General features: G+C 73.8%; 18 protein-coding genes, 1 tRNA gene and 1 pseudogene. 12 read left to right on the forward strand and 8 right to left on the reverse strand.

Annotation, left to right across the window (positions count from 1 at the left end; translation table 11 throughout):
- Positions 1-12: 12 nt before the first annotated feature.
- The gene (locus tag GV155_RS18915) at positions 13-720 is read right to left on the reverse strand and encodes a TetR/AcrR family transcriptional regulator (RefSeq protein ID WP_201300249.1); all 708 of its coding nucleotides are present in this window, start codon (positions 718-720) and stop codon (positions 13-15) included.
- Positions 721-877: 157 nt separating this feature from the next.
- Here GV155_RS18915 and GV155_RS18920 point away from each other — a divergent pair, with 157 nt between their 5' ends.
- On the forward strand, positions 878-1,774 hold the full coding sequence (locus tag GV155_RS18920) for an AurF N-oxygenase family protein (RefSeq protein WP_160010498.1): 897 nt from the start codon (positions 878-880) through the stop codon (positions 1,772-1,774).
- A gap of 3 nt (positions 1,775-1,777) precedes the next feature.
- Positions 1,778-3,289 carry an FAD-dependent oxidoreductase gene (locus GV155_RS18925; RefSeq protein WP_160010500.1) on the forward strand — a complete coding sequence of 504 codons (1,512 nt, stop codon included), beginning with the start codon at positions 1,778-1,780 and terminating at the stop codon, positions 3,287-3,289.
- Between the two features lie 79 nt (positions 3,290-3,368).
- Here GV155_RS18925 and GV155_RS18930 read toward each other — a convergent pair whose 3' ends face one another.
- Positions 3,369-3,764 carry a hypothetical protein gene (locus tag GV155_RS18930; RefSeq protein ID WP_160010502.1) on the reverse strand — a complete coding sequence of 132 codons (396 nt, stop codon included), beginning with the start codon at positions 3,762-3,764 and terminating at the stop codon, positions 3,369-3,371.
- Between the two features lie 301 nt (positions 3,765-4,065).
- Positions 4,066-4,149 (reverse strand) — tRNA-Leu (locus GV155_RS18935).
- Positions 4,150-4,381: 232 nt separating this feature from the next.
- On the opposite strand from GV155_RS18935, the gene GV155_RS18940 reads away from it, so the two are divergent.
- The 8 genes and pseudogenes from GV155_RS18940 (at position 4,382) to pknB (ending at position 13,049) form a co-directional block, all read left to right on the forward strand.
- Positions 4,382-5,089 carry an FhaA domain-containing protein gene (locus GV155_RS18940; RefSeq protein WP_160010504.1) on the forward strand — a complete coding sequence of 236 codons (708 nt, stop codon included), beginning with the start codon at positions 4,382-4,384 and terminating at the stop codon, positions 5,087-5,089.
- Positions 5,082-5,567 (forward strand): FHA domain-containing protein FhaB/FipA, encoded by a 486-nt coding sequence (locus GV155_RS18945; protein WP_160010506.1) that lies wholly within the window; start codon positions 5,082-5,084, stop codon positions 5,565-5,567. The genes GV155_RS18940 and GV155_RS18945 overlap by 8 nt, the downstream gene beginning before the upstream one ends.
- Positions 5,564-6,880, forward strand: coding sequence for a PP2C family protein-serine/threonine phosphatase (locus tag GV155_RS18950; RefSeq protein WP_160010508.1), 1,317 nt, complete (start codon positions 5,564-5,566; stop codon positions 6,878-6,880). The genes GV155_RS18945 and GV155_RS18950 overlap by 4 nt, the downstream gene beginning before the upstream one ends.
- A 2-nt stretch (positions 6,881-6,882) precedes the next feature.
- A complete protein-coding gene (locus tag GV155_RS18955) occupies positions 6,883-8,277 on the forward strand; it encodes an FtsW/RodA/SpoVE family cell cycle protein (RefSeq protein WP_160010510.1) in 1,395 nt (464 codons plus the stop codon).
- A complete protein-coding gene (locus GV155_RS18960; RefSeq protein ID WP_160010512.1) occupies positions 8,274-9,743 on the forward strand; it encodes a peptidoglycan D,D-transpeptidase FtsI family protein in 1,470 nt (489 codons plus the stop codon). Before GV155_RS18955 ends, GV155_RS18960 begins: the two co-directional genes overlap by 4 nt.
- Positions 9,740-10,579: pseudogene (locus GV155_RS18965) on the forward strand (protein kinase domain-containing protein); the annotation flags it as partial. The gene GV155_RS18960 and the pseudogene GV155_RS18965, both read left to right, overlap by 4 nt.
- 404 nt (positions 10,580-10,983) lie before the next feature.
- Entirely contained in the window at positions 10,984-11,127 is a 144-nt protein-coding gene (locus GV155_RS18970; protein ID WP_160010514.1) for a hypothetical protein, read from the forward strand.
- Positions 11,124-13,049, forward strand: coding sequence for a Stk1 family PASTA domain-containing Ser/Thr kinase (gene pknB, locus GV155_RS18975; protein WP_160010516.1), 1,926 nt, complete (start codon positions 11,124-11,126; stop codon positions 13,047-13,049). Before GV155_RS18970 ends, pknB begins: the two co-directional genes overlap by 4 nt.
- Here pknB and GV155_RS18980 read toward each other — a convergent pair.
- Positions 13,024-13,803 carry a DUF881 domain-containing protein gene (locus GV155_RS18980; protein ID WP_160010518.1) on the reverse strand — a complete coding sequence of 260 codons (780 nt, stop codon included), beginning with the start codon at positions 13,801-13,803 and terminating at the stop codon, positions 13,024-13,026. The two genes, pknB and GV155_RS18980, sit on opposite strands and share 26 nt — an antisense overlap.
- A gap of 83 nt (positions 13,804-13,886) precedes the next feature.
- Between GV155_RS18980 and GV155_RS18985 the strand changes: the two genes are divergently transcribed.
- Positions 13,887-14,354: a cell division protein CrgA gene (locus GV155_RS18985; protein WP_236554428.1), complete on the forward strand. Its 468-nt coding sequence runs from the start codon at positions 13,887-13,889 to the stop codon at positions 14,352-14,354.
- Positions 14,355-14,668: 314 nt separating this feature from the next.
- Here the strand turns inward: GV155_RS18985 and GV155_RS18990 are convergent, their stop codons facing one another.
- Both GV155_RS18990 and GV155_RS18995 read right to left on the reverse strand, forming a co-directional pair.
- Positions 14,669-15,472: a rhomboid family intramembrane serine protease gene (locus GV155_RS18990; protein ID WP_160010538.1), complete on the reverse strand. Its 804-nt coding sequence runs from the start codon at positions 15,470-15,472 to the stop codon at positions 14,669-14,671.
- Positions 15,473-15,582: 110 nt separating this feature from the next.
- Positions 15,583-16,092: a peptidylprolyl isomerase gene (locus GV155_RS18995; protein ID WP_160010540.1), complete on the reverse strand. Its 510-nt coding sequence runs from the start codon at positions 16,090-16,092 to the stop codon at positions 15,583-15,585.
- Between the two features lie 233 nt (positions 16,093-16,325).
- Here GV155_RS18995 and GV155_RS19000 point away from each other — a divergent pair, with 233 nt between their 5' ends.
- Complete coding sequence (locus tag GV155_RS19000; protein ID WP_160010542.1) at positions 16,326-17,144, forward strand: hypothetical protein; 819 nt, start codon at positions 16,326-16,328, stop codon at positions 17,142-17,144.
- Between the two features lie 40 nt (positions 17,145-17,184).
- Here the strand turns inward: GV155_RS19000 and GV155_RS19005 are convergent, their stop codons facing one another.
- The gene (locus tag GV155_RS19005) at positions 17,185-18,267 is read right to left on the reverse strand and encodes a 1-acyl-sn-glycerol-3-phosphate acyltransferase (RefSeq protein WP_160010544.1); all 1,083 of its coding nucleotides are present in this window, start codon (positions 18,265-18,267) and stop codon (positions 17,185-17,187) included.
- Positions 18,264-19,118 carry a patatin-like phospholipase family protein gene (locus GV155_RS19010; protein WP_160010546.1) on the reverse strand — a complete coding sequence of 285 codons (855 nt, stop codon included), beginning with the start codon at positions 19,116-19,118 and terminating at the stop codon, positions 18,264-18,266. The genes GV155_RS19005 and GV155_RS19010 overlap by 4 nt, the downstream gene beginning before the upstream one ends.
- Between the last annotated feature and the right edge of the window lie 2 nt (positions 19,119-19,120).

Genomic DNA, 19,120 nt, shown 5'->3' on the forward strand with positions numbered 1-19,120 from the left:
GGTGCCCGGTCCTCAGTCGACCGGCTCGAGCTCCAGCGGCACCGAGGGGTCGATGTCGAGGCCGACGTCGCCGAGGACGGCGTCGAGCAGCGACCAGATCCACCCCGCGAGCAGGTCGACCATCTCCTCCAGCGAGACCCCCCGCGGGTCCTCGACCCACCGACCGGCCGCGGCGTCGACGAAGCCGACCAGGCCGAAGGAGAGCGGCTGGGTGACCTTGACGTCGAGCCCGAGCAGGTCGACGAAGTGGTCGAGCAGCCGGATCAGCAGGTCCGAGATGAGCCGCTTGACGTCGGTGACCACGTTCTCCCCGGCCGCGGTGGTCACCGAGTGGCGCACCAGGTAGCGGTAGAGCCCGTGGTGCTCGGTGAGCCACTGCAGGTGCGTGGTCACCGCAGTGCGGATGATCGTCATCGGGCTGGTCGAGGCGTCCCAGGACGGGGCGAGGCCCTCGAGGATCATCGCCTCGGCCCGGGCCGCGATGGCCTGGTTGAGCTCGTTCGCGCCCGCGAAGTGGCGGTAGAGGCGGGTCCGCGCGACGCCGGCCTGCGCGGCGATCTGCTCGGTGGACACGTCGGCGCCGTGCTCGGCGATGGCCACCAGCGCGGCCTCGACGAACTCCTCTCGACGCCGTTGCTGCTGGCCGCTCCAGCGCACGGCCCGGCCGTCGGCCAGCGCGGGCGCCGCGGGCGCAGCAGGCTCGGCGGGCGGTGTCGACACCTGCGCGAGGTTACCTGGCTCACCCGCGGGAACCCTTGCCCGGACAGGGGGTACGCGGTGTACCGTCTAGGTACTCGATACGCGCCGTACCCCCTACCGGACACGGCGTCGCACCAACTGCTCCGACCGGCACCCGACCAGCTCACGGAGGTCCCCGATGACCACGACCGCTCCCCTGCCCGGCACCCGCGACTCCTCGCAGCGACTCCTCGACTCCGCCGCGGCGCTGTCCTACGACCCCTCCACCGAGGTCGACTGGGACGCCCCGCTGGACCCCGACCACTTCGGGCTGAACCCGGAGTGGAGCACGCTCTACGGCACGGAGCTGTGGGAGGAGATGACCCACGCCCAGCGGGTCACGCTGACCCGGCACGAGGTCGCCTCGATCATGAGCACGGGGATCTGGTTCGAGATGATCCTCCAGCAGATGGTGCTGCGCGACCAGTACTGCAGCGACTACGCCGAGCCGGACTTCCAGTTCGCGCTGACCGAGATCGCCGACGAGTGCCGGCACTCGATCATGTTCGCCCGGGCCTGCTCGACGATGGGCATCGGCGCCTACTTCCCGCGCCGGGCCAGCATCGCCCTGGGCCGCGGCTTCAAGAGCGTCGCCGCCGCCGAGGTCGCCTACGGCGGGATCCTCGTGGCCGAGGAGGTGCTCGACGTGATGCAGCGCGACTGGATGCGCGGCGAGCAGGTGCTGCCGATCGTGCGGACCACCAGCAAGATCCACGTGGTCGAGGAGTCGCGCCACATGAAGTTCGCCCGGCAGGAGATGCGCGAGCGGATCGAGGGGGCGAGCCCGCGCCGCAGGCGGCTGTCGGCCCTGGTGATCGCGGTCGCCGCCCAGCAGATCGTGTCCAACATGGTCAACGAGGGCGTCTACGCCGCCGCCGGGCTCGACCCCGCCCGCGCCGTGGCCGCGGCGAAGGCGAACGAGCACCACCACACGCTGATGCGCTCGAGCTGCGCGCACCTGATGGAGTTCCTCGACGAGCTCGGCCTGCTGACCCGACCCGCGCTAAGGATCTACCAGCGCGTGAGCATGGTCTGAGCCGTGGCCTTCGCCGTCACGCAGTCCTGCTGCAACGACGCGTCCTGCGTGTCGGTCTGCCCGGTCAACTGCATCCACCCCGCCCCGGGCGAGCCCGGGTTCGGGACCACCGAGATGGTCTTCATCGACCCCCGCAGCTGCATCGACTGCGGCGCCTGCGCCGACGCGTGCCCGGTCGACGCGATCAAGCCGGTCGACGCCCTGGTCGGGGACGAGCAGGCGTACGCCGCGATCAACGCCGCCCACTTCGAGGACGCCCCGGCGCCCGCCTGGGGGGCGCCGGACTTCCCGGCGTCGCTGGACGCGCACGCCGCCGGCCTGCGGGTGGCCGTGGTCGGCACCGGGCCCGCCGCGAGCTACGCCGCCTCGGCCCTGCTCACCACGAGCGCGCGGGTCACCATGGTCGACCGGCTCGAGCAGCCCGGCGGGCTGGTCCGCTTCGGCGTCGCACCCGACCACCTCGACACCCGCAAGATCGGCGCACGCTTCGAGACCGTCCGCCGCCACCCGCGCGTCGAGATGGTGCTGGGCACCGAGGTCGGCCGCGACGTGACCCACGAGCAGCTGCTCACCCACCACGACGCCGTGGTCTACGCCGTCGGCGCCTCGGCCGACCGGAGGCTCGACGTGCCTGGCGAGGACCTGGCCGGCAGCCTGCCCGCGCGCACGTTCGTCGGCTGGTACAACGGCCACCCCGAGGTCCCCGCCGACGTGGTCGACCTGACCGCCGGCGGCGAGGGGCGTACGGGCCGGGTCGTCGTGGTCGGCAACGGCAACGTGGCCCTCGACATGGCCCGCCTGCTGCTCACCGACACCGCGGGGCTGGCCGGCACGCCGCTCGCCGCGCACGCGCTGGCGGCGCTGGGGGCGAGCGCGGTCACCGAGGTGGTGCTGGTGGGGCGCCGCGGCCCGGACGAGGCGGCGTACTCGCTCTCCGAGCTGCGGCCCCTGCTGGCCCGCGAGGACCTCGACGTGGTCGTCGACGGCGGCCCGGAGGTCGCCGCGGCGGTCGCGGCCGCCGCCCCCGGCAGCAAGGCGGCGGCCCTGCAGGGCTGCGAGGTCGCGCCGCTGGACCACGCCGGGCCGGCACCCGGACGCCGCCGGCTGGTGCTGCGCTTCCACACCGTCGTCGAGCGGCTGGTCGGCGACGCCCGCGTCGAGGCGGTCTGCCTGGCGCCCGCCCCGGGTGCCGTGCGCGACACCGAGGAGGTCCGCACCGGCCTCGTGCTGCGCTCGGTGGGCTACCGCAGCGAGCCGGTCCCGGGCCTGCCCTTCGACCACGCCACCAGCACCGTGCCGCACCGCGAGGGCCGCGTCGTCGACCCCGCCACCGGCCGTCCCGTCCCCGCGACCTACGTCGTGGGCTGGATCAAGCGCGGTCCCCGCGGCGGCATCGGCTCCAACCGCGCCGACGCCGCCGAGACCGTCGGGGCGGTCGTGGACGACGCGAACGCCCGGGTGATCTCCAGCGGCCGCGGCTCGACCCGGTCCTTCCGCCGCGCCCTGCCGAGATGACGCTCGCGGACAGCCGAGATGACGCTCGCGGCGCGTCGAGGTGACGGTTCCGGACACCTCCGGCGGTCCGACCGGGGCGCTACCGGGCCAGTCCGTCGGTCGGGCCGAGCTCCCTGGCGGTCGGCACCAACGCCGTACGCCTGCGTGAGACGCGGCCGACCGCGGCGCCGACCGCCGCTGCCCCGTGGGCGACGACGGCCGGCACCCGAGGGCGGTCCAGCGCGCTGGCAGAGCCGTCCCGTCGTCGCGCCCGCCGGTCGCGGCGACGTCCGGCTGCTCGCGGCCCACGGACGACCGGCCTCACCGCAGGCCGCTCCGCACGGTGCTCACCGGTCCGGTCGGCCAGGAAGACCTGGGTGAGCACGCCCGCCAGGAGGATGCAGAGCAACGCGAACGAGAGCAGGCCGAGGCCGAGCAGCCACCAGCTGCCCTCGTGCACCACCCGCGTGGCGCCGTCGTTGGTCGCACCCTCCACGCGGTCCTCCCTCGCTCGGCTGATGCCGACGACGCTAGGTGCGGGCGCGCCGCCGTCCCAGGGACCACGGGCCCGGATCCGCGGGTCCGGAGGCAGGGCGGGACGTCCCGGTCGGCGTACTGGGTGGGCGTGTCCCGGGGTTCGCGTGCCTTGCAAGGCGCGCGAAGCCGGGGAATCCCCGCCCGAGCGGGGATTCCTGGGGCAGGCGGGGCGCGTGGGGAGCGGAGCCCACCACGCGCAGCACCCCACGAACGAGAAAGGTCCCGGACCCACCGAGGTGGATCCGGGACCTGCTCACACGTGCGCGAGGGGGGAGTTGAACCCCCACGTCCTTTCGGACACACGGACCTGAACCGTGCGCGTCTGCCTATTCCGCCACTCGCGCGTGAAGCGGGCGCAACGTTACCCCGACCGCGTGGTGGTGCCCAATCCGCCCCTGCCGGACCCCGTTCCCACCCCCGCCGAACCGCCCAGGGTTCCCCTCCCGCAGGGTCGACCCCGATACGATCGGGCGACCCCGGCCGACTGCCGGGTCGGTACGCCGCGCCGCCAGTGACCCGTACGCTCCCCCGGCGCGGGCGGACACACGAGACGCAGGCGAGGAGGAGGTCGGAGTCATGGGCAGGCTGCAGCGCTTCGAGAGCAAGCTCGAGCAGGCGGTGTCGAGCGCGTTCGCCAAGACCTTCCGCTCCGCCGTCCAGCCCGTCGAGATCTCCGCCGCGCTCCAGCGCGAGGTCGACAACAACGCCCAGATCGTCTCCCGCACGCGCCGGGTCGTGCCGAACGTCTTCCACGTCGAGCTCTCGGGGACCGACCACGAGCGGCTGGCGCCGTACGACCTCGAGGTCACCTTCGCCGAGGAGCTCGACGTCCACGCCCACCAGCAGGGGTACGCCTTCCCCGGGCCGATCAGCATCGACTTCGCGGTCGCCGAGGAGCTGACCACCGGTCGCTTCCGCGTGCGCAGCGAGGCCCAGGGCCGCGTCATCCACCACGCCACCCACACCCAGGTCGGCCGCGCCCGCGCGCTGCTGGTCGTCAACGGCACCCGGCACCCGCTCCAGGCCCCCGGTCTGGTCGTCGGGCGGGGCAGCGACGCCGACCTGCGGGTCAACGACCCCGGGATGAGCCGCCGGCACGCCGAGTTCGTCGTGACCGACGGTGCCCGCGGGCCCGCGATCGAGGTCCACGACCTCGGCTCCACCAACGGCATCACCGTCGACGGCCACCGCGTCAGCCGCGCCACCCTGCACGACGGCTCGCGGGTGCAGGCCGGCACCACCACCATGACCGTCGCGCTCGTCGAGGAGCAGACCGATGTCTGAGCTGACCCTGTTCCTGGTGCGCGCGGCCTACCTCGCCATCCTCTGGATCTTCGTGCTGTCCGCGATCTCGGTGATCCGCTCCGACATGTTCGGTGCCCGGGTCCCCGAGGCCGCCCGGACCGGCGGCCCCGCCGCGCCGAAGCAGAAGAAGTCCAAGAGCAAGAAGCCCGCCAAGCCACGCCGGGGCCAGCCCACCCACGTCGCGGTCACCTCCGGCGCCAACGAGGGCATCACCGTCCCGCTCGAGCAGGCCCCGATCCTGATCGGCCGCGGCACCGACGCCGCCATCCGGCTCGACGACGACTACGCCTCCACCCGCCACGCGCGCATCGCCGCCTCCGGCGACCAGTGGTACGTCGAGGACCTCGGCTCCACCAACGGCACCTACATCGGCTCGGTGCGCATCACGCAGCCCACCACGCTGGTCCTCGGCACCCAGGTCAGGATCGGCAAGACCGTCCTGGAGCTGCGCAAGTGACGTCCCTCGTCCTGCACTACTCCGCCATCTCGGACGTGGGCCGGGTCCGCAAGGACAACCAGGACTCCGGGTACGCCGGGCCGTGGCTGCTCACCGTCTGCGACGGCGTCGGCGGCGCCGCCCGCGGCGACATCGCCTCCTCCACCGCGGTGAAGGCCCTGCGCGAGCTCGACGACGCCCCCGAGGGCCGCGGCGACCTGCTCGACCGCGTGGCCGCCGGCCTGGACGCCGCCCACCTCGCCATCGGCCGCCTCGTCGACGAGGAGCCCGCGCTCAACGGCACCAGCACCACCTCGACGGTCGCGCTCTTCGACGGCTGCCGCGTCGGCATCGGCCACGTCGGCGACAGCCGGGCCTACCTCTGGCGCTCCGGGGAGCTCTCGCAGCTCACCACCGACCACACCTTCGTGCAGACGCTGGTCGACGAGGGGCGGATCAGCCCCGAGGAGGCCGAGACGCACCCCCACCGCCACGTCATCCTGCGTGCGCTCGACGGCAACCACGACCTCGAGCCCGACCTCTTCGTCCTGGAGGTCGTCCCCGGGGACCGGCTGCTGCTGTGCAGCGACGGCGCCAGCGGGTCGCTGCGCGCGGACCGCCTCGCCGACATCCTGGCGACCGGCACGCCCGACTACGCCGCCGTCGAGCTGGTCCGGGCCAGCCTCGAGGCCGGCAGCACCGACAACGTGACCTGCGTGGTCGCCGACGTCGTCGACGAGGCGACCCTGGCCGACGACCCCTCCTTCGCCGAGCTCGAGCCGCTCCTGGTCGGTGCGGCCTCCGAGCTGCGACGCCGCGGCCGGGGCGTCGCCGGCGGGATGGGCCTCTTCCGCGGCCACCGCTCCGGCGACACCGGCGAGCTCGAGCCGGTCGACGCCGAGATCCCCGAGGGCGTGCCCTTCGCGATCGCCACCGACCCCGAGACCCAGCGGTACGCCCCCCGTCCGCCGCGCCGCTTCGCCTGGCTGAGCCGGCTGCTGGTCCTTGCCGTCGTCGTCGGCCTGCTCTGGGTGGCCACCGCCGCGGCGTGGGCGTGGAGCCAGCGCCAGTACTACGTCGGCGAGGCCGACGGCCAGGTCACGATCTTCCGCGGCCTCGACGCCGAGCTGCCCGGGGTCGCCCTGTCCGAGCCGTACGAGACCAGCGACGTCGACGTCGACCTGCTCTCGGACTTCGACGCCAACGAGGTGGTCGAGGGCATCGACGCCGGCGACCTCGAGTCCGCCCGCGAGACCGTCCAGCGCCTCGCCGAGCAGCAGCGGACCGAGCCCACCACCGGCAGCTCGACCGGCAGCACCACCGGGGAGGGCTGAGCATGTCCTCCTCCCAGCCCGGGGCCCTGATGGGCTTCGTCCACCGCCGCCGCCGCGGGGCCGAGCTGTTCCTGCTCGTGCTCGCGCTCACCGTCGGCATCGGTGCCTACGCCGCGGTCGGGCTCGGCGTCGAGGGCGTCGTCCCCGCCGACATCCTCGGCTACGGCGGGGGCCTGGCCGCGCTGATCATCGGCGCCCACGTCGTCGTCCGCTTCGTCGCGCCGTACGCCGACCCCGTCCTGCTGCCCGTCGTGGCGGCCCTCAACGGCCTGGGCCTGGCCGTCATCCGTCGCCTCGACCTGGCCGACGGCACCACCTTCGCCCAGCAGCAGCTGACCTGGATGACCGTCGGCGTCGTGCTGTTCGCGGTCACCCTGCTGGTCCTGCGCGACCACCGGGTGCTCTCGCGGTTCACCTACACCGCCGGCCTCGGCGCGATCCTGCTGCTGCTCGGCCCCCTGGTGCCCGGCCTGGGCTACGAGGTCAACGGCGCCCAGATCTGGGTCCGTCTCGGCCCGTTCGGGCTCCAGCCCGGCGAGGTCGCCAAGGTGCTGCTCGTCGTCGCCTTCTCCGGCTACCTCGTCGTCCACCGCGACGCCCTCGCCCTGGCCGGGCGGCGGCTGCTGTTCGTCGACCTGCCCCGGGGACGTGACCTCGGGCCGATCCTCGCGATGTGGGCGGTCAGCCTCGGCATCCTGGTCTTCCAGCGCGACCTCGGCTCCAGCCTGCTGTTCTTCGGGCTCTTCCTGGTGATGCTCTACGTCGCCACCGAGCGGCCGGGCTGGCTGGTGGTCGGCAGCGCGCTGTTCTTCGGCGGCGCGGCCGTGGCCTACAAGCTCTTCGGGCACGTCCAGAACCGGGTCAACATCTGGCTCGACCCGCTGGCCTACTTCGACGAGTCCCCCGGCTCCGGGCAGCTGGTCGAGGGTCTGTTCGGCATGGCGTGGGGCGGCCTGATCGGTCGTGGCCTGGGCCAGGGCAGCCCCGAGCGGGTGCCGTACGCCGAGTCCGACTTCATCATCGGCGCCATCGGCGAGGAGCTCGGCCTGACCGGCGTGCTCGCCGTGATCCTGCTCTACGGCCTGATCGTCGAGCGCGCCCTGCGCTCGGCGGTGGTCTCCCGCGACGCCTTCGGCAAGCTGATGGCCACCGGGCTCGCGGGCGTCCTGGCCCTCCAGGTGTTCGTGGTCATCGGCGGCGTCACCCGGCTGATCCCCCTGACCGGTCTGACCACGCCCTTCCTGTCCTACGGTGGGTCGTCCCTGGTGGCGAACTGGGTGATCATCGCCCTGCTCCTGCGCATCTCCGACCAGGCCCGCCGCCCCGTGCCCGACCTGTCCGCGACCGACGAGAGCCCCGACGAGGAGGCGACCCAGGTGGTGAAGATCCCGCGATGAACAAGCCGATCCGCACCATCTCCGTGTTCTGCCTGATCCTCTTCGTGGCGCTGATGGCCAACGCGACGTACCTGCAGTTCTTCAACGCCTCGAACCTCGACGAGGACCCCCGCAACCGCCGCGTGATCGAGGCGGCCTACTCCGTCGAGCGCGGCGCGATCCTGGTCGGCCGCGACGCCGTGGCCGAGAGCGAGCCCGTCGACGACAAGTACGAGTACCTGCGCACCTACCCGATGCCGCTGATGTACTCCCACCTCACCGGCTACTTCAGCTTCTTCTCCCAGACCGGCGTCGAGCAGTCGATGAACCCGGTGCTCTCCGGCGAGGACGACCGGCTCTTCGTGCGCCAGCTCGTCGACCTGCTCTCCAACAAGTCCGACGCCGGCGGCAACGTGCAGCTGACCATCGACGCCGGCGCGCAGCAGGCCGCGTACGACGGGTTGTCGGCGCTGGGCGGGAACGTGCGCGGCTCGGTGGTCGCCGTCGAGCCGGCCACCGGCAAGATCCTGGCCGCGGTGTCGCTGCCGACCTACGACCCGAACAACCTCGCCTCGCACGACCTGACCTCGGTCAGCCGGACCTACGACGACCTCGCCGCCCGCGACGACGAGCCCCTGCTGAACCGCTCGATCCAGCAGACGCTGCCGCCCGGGTCGACCTTCAAGCTGGTCACCGCGGCCGCCGCGATCGAGAGCGGCGCCTACACCGCCGACGACCAGGTCCCCGGCGGGGCGAGCTACCAGCTGCCCGAGACCGTCGGCGACACCGGCCTGATCGACAACGAGGGCCGCGACTGCGGCACCACCACGATCCCGTTCGAGCAGGCCATGGAGCAGTCCTGCAACACCACCTTCGCCGCCCTCGCGGTGGAGGTCGGTGCCGAGGCGATGCTGGAGCAGGCCGAGGCGTTCGGGTTCAACCAGCGCTACCTCGAGGACTGGGGGCCGCAGGCCGTCTCGGTCTTCCCGGAGGACGCCAACGCTCCCGAGACCGGCCAGACCGGCATCGGCCAGTTCGAGGTGCGGGCCACCCCGCTCCAGATGGCGATGGTCGCGGCCGGGATCGCCAACGACGGCGTCGTGAAGCGTCCCTACGTGGTCGACGAGATCCAGTCGGCCGAGTACGACGTGCTCGAGCAGACCGAGGACGACGACTTCTCCCGCGCGGTGTCCTCCGAGACCGCCGAGGACCTCACCCAGCTGATGGTGGCCACGGTCGACAACGGCACGGCCAGCCCCGCCGCGATCCCCGGGATCGCGGTGGCCGGCAAGACCGGCACGGCGCAGAGCGGCCAGGACGACGTCCCGCCGTACGCCTGGTTCACCTCTTTCGCCCCCGCGGAGAACCCCGAGGTGGCGGTGGCCGTCATGATCGAGAGTGCCGACATCCCGCGCGGCGAGATCGCCGGCGGACAGCTCGGCGGACCCATCGCGAAGGCAGTCATGGAGGCGGTGATCAACCAGTGAACGACCAGCAGCCGCCCACGCGGCCCACCCAGCCGGTCGGCGGCGCCGGCGGACCCGACCGGTTCGTCGACGACCGCGACCGCTACCGGCTCGACTCCCGGATCGCCACCGGCGGGATGGGCGAGGTCTGGCGCGCGACCGACACCATGCTCGGCCGCACCGTCGCGGTGAAGGTGCTCAAGCACGAGTACGCCGACAACCCCGACTTCCGCGCCCGCTTCGCCACCGAGGCCCAGCACGCCGCCGCCCTCGACCACCCCGGCGTGGCCAAGGTCTACGACGTGGGCGAGGGGCCCTCGCGCGACGGCTCGGGCCACCCGCAGCCCTTCCTGGTCATGGAGCTCGTCGACGGCGAGCCGCTCTCCGACATCCTGCGCCAGGGCCAGCAGGCCGGGCGCACCGTGGACCGCGAGGTCCTGCGCGACCTGCTCGCCCAGGCCGCGACCGCGATCGGCGCCGCGCACGTCGCCGGGATCATTCACCGCGACGTGAAGCCGGCCAACCTGCTGGTCACCCGCGACCGCCGGATCAAGATCACCGACTTCGGCATCGCCCGCGCCGCGGACGCCGCCGGGATCACCCAGACCGGCCAGGTGATGGGCACGCCCCAGTACCTCTCCCCCGAGCAGGCGCGCGGCGAGCAGGCGACCCCGGCCTCCGACGTGTACGCCCTGGGCGTCGTCGCCTTCGAGTGCCTCGCGGGGCGCCGGCCGTTCGAGGCCGACTCCCCCGTGGCCACGGCGCTGGCCCACCTGCAGCAGCCGGTGCCGGACCTCCCCGACGACGTGCCCGCCGACCTCGCCGCGGTGGTGCGCACCGCGCTGGCCAAGGATCCCGCCGACCGCTTCCCCGACGGCAACGCCTTCGCCGCCGCCCTGCGCGAGCCCGCGACGGCGGTGCTGCCGGGTGGTCTCGCCGCCGCGGCGGCCGCCGGCCTCGGTGGCGCGGGACTGGCCGGTGCGGGAGTGGCCGGTGCGTCGGCCGCGGACGCCGACGGCACGCGGGTGATGCGTACGGGCGCCGTGCCCGCCGCCCCGGACACCCCGGCCGAGCCCCTCGAGCCGGTCCGGGTCGGTCGCGCCGAGGAGAGCGACGGACGCGGCAAGGTGCTCCTGCCCGTGGTCGTCGGGCTGCTCCTGGTGCTCCTGCTGCTGGTCGCCTACTTCGCCTTCCTCGGCGGGGACGACGAGACCGGCACCACCGAGCCGGGACCCCGACCCCGACCCCGACGCCCACCGAGGTGCCGACCGACGCCCCCGGGAACTCCGAGGACGCGCCTGGCCAGGCACCGCGCGAGGACGCCGTGCCGGCCGAGCCGTCCCCCACCACGACGCCCACCGAGGGCGCAGCCGGCACCACCGGGACCGAGGACACCGCGGGATGAGCGACGCCGGGCCCCTGATCGGCGGGCGCTACCAGCTCGGCGAGCTGCTGGGGCGGGGCGGGATGGCCGAGGTCCGCAAGGGCACCGACTCCCGGCTGGGCCGCACGGTCGCGGTCAAGCGGTTGCGCACCGACCTGGCCAGCGACGACACCTTCCAGGCCCGGTTCCGCCGGGAGGCCCAGTCGTCGGCCTCGCTGAACCACCCCTCGATCGTCGCGGTCTACGACACCGGCGAGGAGATCGCCGCCGACGGGGTGGCGCAGCCGTACATCGTGATGGAGCTCGTCTCCGGGCGGACCCTGCGCGACATCCTGCGCGAGGGCCGCAAGATCCTGCCCGAGCGGGCCCTCGAGATCGCCAGCGGCGTCCTCGCCGCGCTCGACTACAGCCACCGCGCGGGGATCATCCACCGCGACATCAAGCCGGGCAACGTGATGCTGACGCCCTCGGGCGACGTCAAGGTGATGGACTTCGGCATCGCCCGCGCGATCAGCGACGCCCAGTCGACGATGACGCAGACCGCCGCCGTGGTCGGCACCGCCCAGTACCTCTCCCCCGAGCAGGCCCGCGGCGAGACCGTCGACAGCCGGTCGGACGTCTACTCCGCCGGCTGCCTGCTCTACGAGCTGCTCACCTCGAGGCCGCCGTTCGTCGGGGACAGCCCGGTCGCGGTGGCCTACCAGCACGTCCGCGAGCCGGCCCAGCCCCCCTCGGACCACGACACCGAGCTACCGCCGGAGGTCGACGCGATCGTGATGCGGTCGCTGGCCAAGCGGGTCGAGGACCGCTACCAGTCGGCGGCCGAGATGCGTGCCGACATCGAGCGCTACCTCGCCGGGGAGCAGGTGCACGCCCGGGTGCCGGCGGGGCCGGTCGCCGGCGCTGCGGCGCTCGGCGCCGCGGGTGCGGCAGCCGCCGGCGGTGCCGCGTACGGCGCCGGTGGTGGCACGGGTGCGACCACCGCGGTCCCGGCGACGCCGCCGGACCCCGAGGCCGGCCGTCGTCGCGGTCGCGGACTGATGTGGCTGCTGGTCCTGCTGGCGGTCCTGCTGCTGGCCGGCGCCGCCTTCCTGCTGCCGCGGCTGATGGAGTCCCCGCCCGAGCGGGACCCCGTGCCGGACCTGGTCCGGCTGAGCGAGGAGGACGCCCGCGCGGCGATCGGCGAGGCGGGGCTGAGCGTCGGCGAGGTCGAGTTCCGACCCGACGCCCGGATCGCCGCGGGTCGGGTGGTCGAGCAGACCCCGGACCCCGAGACGCTCGTCGTCGCGGCCACCGAGGTCGACCTGGTCGTCTCGGAGGGACCCGAGCAGGTCGAGGTCCCCACCGTCGTCGGGCAGCAGCGCCCGGCCGCCGTCGCCGTGCTCCGCGACCAGGGCCTCGAGGTCGACCCCGTCTCCGCCGAGTCCGACGAGCCCGCCGGCGAGGTCCTCTCGACCGACCCCGGTGCCGGCACCAGCGTCGACGTCGGCACCCGGGTCACCGTGACCTACTCCGACGGGCCCGAGGAGGTGCCCGCGGTCGAGGACCTGCTGCAGGGCGAGGCCGTGCGCCAGCTCCTCGCGGCCGGCTTCAACCCCGTGGTGCGCGAGGACCCGTCCGAGGTGGAGCCGGCCGGCACCGTCGTGGACCAGATCCCCGACGCCGGCACGCCCCTGGCCGAGGGCGGCGACGTCAACATCTTCGTCTCCCAGGGCGAGCCCGAGCCGAGCGAGGACCCCTCGGAGGACCCCAGCGAGAGCCCGTCCGACGACCCGAGCCAGGAACCCTCGGACGGACCCACCGACGACGAGTCGTCGGACGACCCCTCGGACGACCAGACCGGCCAGGGCGGCCAGGGCGGGAACGGCCCGCGCGGTCAGGCCTCCGGGCCGGGTGCGGCCACCCTGCCCGGGACGCTCAGTCCTGCGGCTCGGCGTAGCTGAGGTCGAGCAGGCCGTCGTAGGCCGGGGCGACGACCTCGGCCTCCAGGGCCAGGCCCCACCCGACGCCCCCGGTCGGGTCGGCGGCGTCGGCGCGGTAGCCGGCGACGTACGGGTCGGTGTCGAGCGCGTCGACGAGGTCGGCGGGGTCGCCCACCGCGGCGATCTCGTACGGCTGGGGGTAGGGGATGCCCTGGAGCTGCACCGCGTTGCCCTCGCACTTGATGCCCGTGGTCGACACGATCCGCTGGCCCTCGACCGTCACCGCGCTCGCCCCGCCGGCCCACAGGGCGTTGACCACGGCCTGGATGTCCTGCTGGTGGACCACGAGCTCGTTGATGTCCTGCACCCCCGCGGAGACGGCCTCGTCGATCGTCTCGGACGAGGCGTCGGCCAGGACCACGCTGACACCGGGGCCGGCCTCGGGGTCGAGCCCCGCGGGGGCCCGCAGCACGGCCGCCTCGTCGCGGACGTCGTCGACCTCGGCGGAGCCGACCGAGGCCGAGAGGTCGTCCACCTCGGTGGTGAGCTCGGAGGCCCGGGAGGCGAGCGCGTCGTAGGCGCGCGACTCCCCCTCGACGACGCTGGCCAGGTCGCGGTAGCGGCCGGGACGCAGGTCGGTGCCGTCGCTGTTGGTGGCGCTGACCGCGAACAGCAGGCCGCTGACCACGACGACGGCAGGGGTGGCCAGGCGCCAGCCGGGGCGCAGCACCCGACGCGGCGCCTCGGCGGGGTCCTCCGGGGCGGTCTGGCTCACGACGACTAAGGTAACCGCCGGACCATCATCCGCCCCCCTGCCGCCGCCCGGTGGCGCCTGCGCGTCCGACGAGGAGGCCCTTCGTGGCCAAGACCAAGCCCCAGACCTACACCGACCCCGACCGGGGACGCCTGGTGACGGCCCGGTTCGTCGTGGCCGTGCTGATGATGGTGGTCGGCATCGCCTGGATCGCCTACTACTACGTCGCCGTGCGCGCCGGGACCCCGGTGGTCGGCGAGCCCGCCCCCGAGGCCGGCAGCCCGGCCTTCATGGCCGACCTGGGCGACTGGAACTACCTCATCGGCTTCGGCCTGCTGTTCCTGGGCCTGATCGTCGCCGCCCACCCCTCGACCCCGCTCGGCCGCGGCCGCGGCGTCGTGGTGGGGATGCTCGGCTCGTTCCTGTTCGGCCTGGTCTGGATCTGCGTCTTCTACATCATCAGCGACGACGTCTCCGTGCTGCCGGTCTTCGACGACCTCGGCCAGCGCAACCTCTTCGTCGGCGTGGCGGCCATGGCGGTCGGCTTCGTCTTCGCCACCAAGTGGGAGTGAGCACGCCACCACGCTGACGTGGCTGCGGCCGCGCCGCGCCGCTCGACCACACCGGACAGTCCCCGACGCGATCGTCGGGGACTGTCTGCGTCCGGGGCCCGGACAGAGTTACTCACACCTGTGGAACTCCCTGTGAATAACATTCGTGTAGTTATCCACCGGATGCTCCACAGGTGTGGAAACCGGGTCCCCACGGCCGGGCGCGGCTGTAACGCTGTGTCACTTCGTCTCCTCCACCGTCGTGACGATGGACCAGATGGAGTAACACAGCGTGACAGCTGCGGGGGCGCGGTGGGGCAGGCCGCGGGGCCGGGTCAGGCCAGGACGGCGACCCGGGCGGCGATGACCACCAGGACCAGCACCGCGACCGCGGTCACGCCGGCCCACTGCCACCGCGCCCGCTGCTGCTTCGGCGCGTAGACGAGCACCAGCGCCAGGAGGATGCCGCCGACGAAACCACCGAGGTGGCCCTGCCAGGAGATGAAGCCGCGCCCGACGACGGTGATCAGCAGGTTAACCCCGAGGATCACCAGGATCGGCTGGAGCGGGGCCTTCACCTTGAGCGCGACGACCAGGTAGGCCGCGAACAGCCCGAAGACGGCGCCCGAGGCGCCGAGGGTGGCCTGGAACTGCGGGGCGGCCCACATCACCAGCGCCGAGGCCGACAGCGCGGAGACCAGGTAGAGCGCGAGGAAGCGCGCCCGTCCCAGGAGCCCCTCGAGCTGCGGCCCGAGGACGTAGACGGCCACCATGTTCAGCAGCAGGTGGAGCAGGTCGACGTGCAGGAAGGCGTTGGTCATCAGCTGCCACAGCGCGCCGTCAGCGACGCCCGGCAGCCAGAGCCCGCCCGAGGAGGTGCAGGATCCGGCGTCCGGCGCGCCGAGCCCGACGCAGCCGCCGTCCGGGCGCAGCACGAGGGTGCGCACCAGGCCCGAGGAGCTGCCGCCGGCCAGCACGGTCGCGAGCCACACCCCGACGTTGACCGCGATCAGCGCCAGCGAGGTCGTCTGCGGGTTGCCCGAGCGGCGACCGCCGTACGGCGTGCGCCCCTGACGGGTCTGCTTGCGTCCCTCCGCCAGGCACTCGGGGCACTGGAACCCGACCGCGGCGTCGTTCATGCAGTCGGGACAGATCGGGCGGCTGCACCGCTGGCAGCGGATGTGGCTCTCCCGGTCGGGGTGCCGGTAGCAGACCGGCACCCCTCCGGCGCCCGGGGCGGGCTGCTGCGTCAGTTGTCCACGACCTCGAGCCGCTCGATGACGACGTCCTCGAGGGGACGGTCACCGGGGCCGGTGGGGGCCTTGCCGATGGCGTCGACGATCTCGCGTCCGGCCTGGTCGGCGACCTCGCCGAAGATGGTGTGCTTGAAGTTCAGCCACGGGGTCTTGCCGACCGTGATGAAGAACTGCGAGCCGTTGGTGCCGGGCCCGGCGTTCGCCATGGCCAGCAGGTAGGGCTTGTCGAAGGTGAGCTCGGGGTGCGGCTCGTCCTTGAACGTGTAGCCGGGGCCACCGGTGCCGGTGCCGGTCGGGCAGCCGCCCTGGATCATGAAGCCGTCGATGATGCGGTGGAAGACCAGGCCGTCGTAGAACGGGCCGCTGCGGCCGCGGCCGTCGTCGTAGGACTTCTCGCCGGTCGCCAGACCGGTGAAGTTCGCGACCGTCTCCGGCGCGTGGTCGGGGAAGAGGTCCACGGTGATGGCACCGCGGTTGGTGTGGAGGATGGCCTGCTTCGGCATGGGTGGGGGCTGCCTTTCGGGTCGGTCAGTCGTCGGCCTCGTCGCAGGTCCCGCGGGGTCTCCGCCCCGCGCCCGCGGCCGGGTTCCGCCACCCGTGCGGGTGGAGGTCGTCGCCGTCGATCCTGCCATGATCTTCAAGCGGAGCGTGTGCCGCCCGCCCCCGCCGCGTGGTAGGTCCGTTCCGCTCATGATTGGGTGAGACCCCCAGACCACCACTGCAGAGGGACGTTCGCATGGCACTGCGCAAGAAGAAGAAGACCCTGCTCGCCCAGGCGGGCGGCGTCGGCCTGGCTGCCAAGGCGAAGCCTCACGTCGAGTCCGCCCTCTCCACGGCCGGCGACTTCGTGACCGGCACGGCGCTCCCTGCCCTGCACGACGCGCGCGAGAAGGCCGGCCCCGCGCTGGCCGACGCCCGCGACAAGGCCGCGCCCTACGTCGCCGACGCCCGCGACAAGGCGACCCCGTACGTGGTCGACGCCCGCGACAAGGCCCGCGAGGTCGGCACCCCGTACGTCGCCCAGGCGCGCGACATCTCCGCGCCCTACGTCGCCGAGGTCCGCAGCAAGGCCGCGCCGCACCTCGCGACCGTGCGTGACCGCACCGCCCCCCTGGTCCACGAGGCGAAGGTGAAGGCCGCTCCGGTGGTCGCCGCCGGTGCCGCCGCCGCCGGCTCGAAGGCCGCCGCGGTCAAGGAGCTCGCCGACGCCAAGGTCGCCGAGCTGACCGGTCAGCCGCAGAAGAAGAAGCGGAGCAAGGTCAAGACGCTGCTGGTCGTGGCCGGCATCGCCGGTGCCGCCGCGCTGGTCGCCAAGAAGCTGCAGGGTTCGCAGGAGGACCCGTGGCAGTCCTCCTACACCCCGACGCCCCCGCCGGCGCCGGCCGCGACCTCCGTCCCCGCGTCCCCGGTGGCTGCGGACCCGACCGGTCTCGACGACTCGGCCGGCGCCTCGCCCGACGAGGCCCTCGCCGACGCCGCGGGCACCCCGCACTCGGCCACCACGCCGGACGACCCGGCCGAGGTCGTCGACGTGGACGGCCAGCACAAGGCCTGAGCACCACCTCGTAGCAGCCGACGGCCTGACCCAGCCCGGGTCAGGCCGTCGTCGTGTCCGGGGGTGCGTCCCCCCGGCGTACGGCGCCCGGGGCCAGCGGTTCCGGTCGGTGCTCGTCGACCCAGGCGTCGATGTGCGCCCACCAGTCGTAGAGCCAGACGATCCGCGCGTCCCGGTCGGCCGGGACCTCCTCCCGCGGCACCCGCCACCACCGCATGATCAGCTGCTTGTCCATCGGGACCTCGCGCCACAGGTCGGCCGCGGTGAGCAGGTGGTCGAGCCCGGTGTGGGCGACCAGCACCACGTCGGCCTCCGGGGCGGCGTCGAGCGCGGCCAGCAGGCCGCCCGGCCGGGGTGCGAGGACGTTCACGAGGCCCTCGGCCCGCTGGGCCATCGGCTCCAGGCCGCGCTCGCGCAGCCGGTCGATCCCGCGCTGGCGGCGGCCGGGGGTGAAGTTCCCGCCCTCGGGGAAGATCACGAACGCGTCGTCGTCGTCGAGACCGGTGGCCAGCGCCGCCACCTGGTTCTCCAGCGTGTCGCCCGCGTCGCCGCCCGGGGACACGAACCGCGACGGCAGCCGACCGAGCAGCACCCCGGCGAGCGGGTCCCACGCGATGGTGTCCTTCAGGACGATCCGCGGCTCGCGGCGGTACCAGTGCAGCAGGGCGTGCACCAGCACCAGCGAGTCGCCGGGCCCGGCGTGGCGGCTGGCCACCAGCAGCGGGTGACCGGGGTGGGCGTCGGGGTCGGGGCCCTGGGTGACCACCTGCAGGTTCAGCACCCGCTCGGCCCGCCCGAACAGCACCCACGTCATGCCCTGGGCCAGGTCGTAGTGCACGCCCTCCCAGTACGGCGTGCGGAGCCGTCGCCCGAACCCGCTGGCCACCCACCAGCCGAGCAGCACCGCGAGGCAGACGGTCTCGATGCTGAGCCACACCACGAGCAGCCAGAACAGTCGCAGCGCCCGCCACCGCCCGGTCAGCACCGGGGAGACCAGCGCGCTCACGACGATCCCGACCGGCAGCAGGACCCAGACCAGCACGGTCAGCGCGACCACGGCGGGGGCCAGCACGAACCGGCGCACCACCCAGGTGCGTCGCGCGGTCGCGCTGGTCCAGCTCACGACGTGCCCGTGGCGGCCACGTCGTGCTCGGCGAGGTAGTCCCGGGTGGCGTCGTAGGTCGCCTCGATCCGCCGCGCCACCCCGGAGGTGTCGCGGAAGGCGGTCAGGGAGTCGTCGCGCGCCGAGGTGCCGCGGGCCGGCAGCACGTGGCACTCGACCTCGGGACGGACACCGGCGACCAGCTCGAGCTCCCGGGCGAAGCGGTGGCGGCGGGCGATCTCGAAGGCGACCCGCGCGACCTGCCAGGGGCGCTGCGGGACCGCGAGCGGCCGGTCCACGCGTCCCACCTGGAGCACGAACACCCGGGTCGCCCCGAGATCGACGGCACGCCCGAGCGGGATCGAGTTCACGATGCCGCCGTCGAGGTAGTGCTGCCCGTCCACCTCCGCCGGCGGCAGCAGGCCCGGGACGGCGGCGCTGGCCATCACCGCCGGGGCGACCGGTCCCCGGGTGAACCAGTGCTCGGCAGCCCGCTCGATGCTGGCCGCGCACACCTCAAGCCGCACCGGGAGGTCCTCGAAGCGGGCGCCGCCGAGCTCGGCCTCCACCCGCCGCCGCAGGGGGGCGGCGGAGTAGAGGTGGGTGCCCGTGGTCAGCGCCCGGCGCAGGGTGCGCAGCCGACGGTCGCCGTACAGCTCCTCGCCGGACTCGGCGACCGAGCGCCACAACGAGGTGAGGCGGTCGACCACGGCCGGGGTCGGGTCGCTGGCGACCAGCGCGCCGTTCAGGGCACCCACGCTGGTGCCGAGCACCAGGTCGGGGGTGACGCCCCGCTCGAGCAGGGCCCGCAGCATGCCGACCTCGACCGCGCCCAGGACCCCGCCGCCGCCGAGGACGAAGGCGGTCGTCACGT

Source organism: Nocardioides sp. AX2bis, assembly GCF_902506435.1.
GTDB lineage: Bacteria > Actinomycetota > Actinomycetes > Propionibacteriales > Nocardioidaceae > Nocardioides.

What these genes read in the sequence shown, in the direction of transcription:
- GV155_RS18920 (WP_160010498.1), top strand. Translation starts at nt 878, where the DNA reads ATGACCACGACCGCTCCCCTGCCCGGCACCCGCGACTCCTCGCAGCGA.
- GV155_RS18940 (WP_160010504.1), top strand. Translation starts at nt 4,382, where the DNA reads ATGGGCAGGCTGCAGCGCTTCGAGAGCAAGCTCGAGCAGGCGGTGTCG.
- GV155_RS18945 (WP_160010506.1), top strand. Translation starts at nt 5,082, where the DNA reads ATGTCTGAGCTGACCCTGTTCCTGGTGCGCGCGGCCTACCTCGCCATC.
- GV155_RS18955 (WP_160010510.1), top strand. Translation starts at nt 6,883, where the DNA reads ATGTCCTCCTCCCAGCCCGGGGCCCTGATGGGCTTCGTCCACCGCCGC.
- GV155_RS18960 (WP_160010512.1), top strand. Translation starts at nt 8,274, where the DNA reads ATGAACAAGCCGATCCGCACCATCTCCGTGTTCTGCCTGATCCTCTTC.
- pknB (WP_160010516.1), top strand. Translation starts at nt 11,124, where the DNA reads ATGAGCGACGCCGGGCCCCTGATCGGCGGGCGCTACCAGCTCGGCGAG.
- GV155_RS18990 (WP_160010538.1), bottom strand. Translation starts at nt 15,472, where the DNA reads ATGAACGACGCCGCGGTCGGGTTCCAGTGCCCCGAGTGCCTGGCGGAG.
- GV155_RS18995 (WP_160010540.1), bottom strand. Translation starts at nt 16,092, where the DNA reads ATGCCGAAGCAGGCCATCCTCCACACCAACCGCGGTGCCATCACCGTG.
- GV155_RS19000 (WP_160010542.1), top strand. Translation starts at nt 16,326, where the DNA reads ATGGCACTGCGCAAGAAGAAGAAGACCCTGCTCGCCCAGGCGGGCGGC.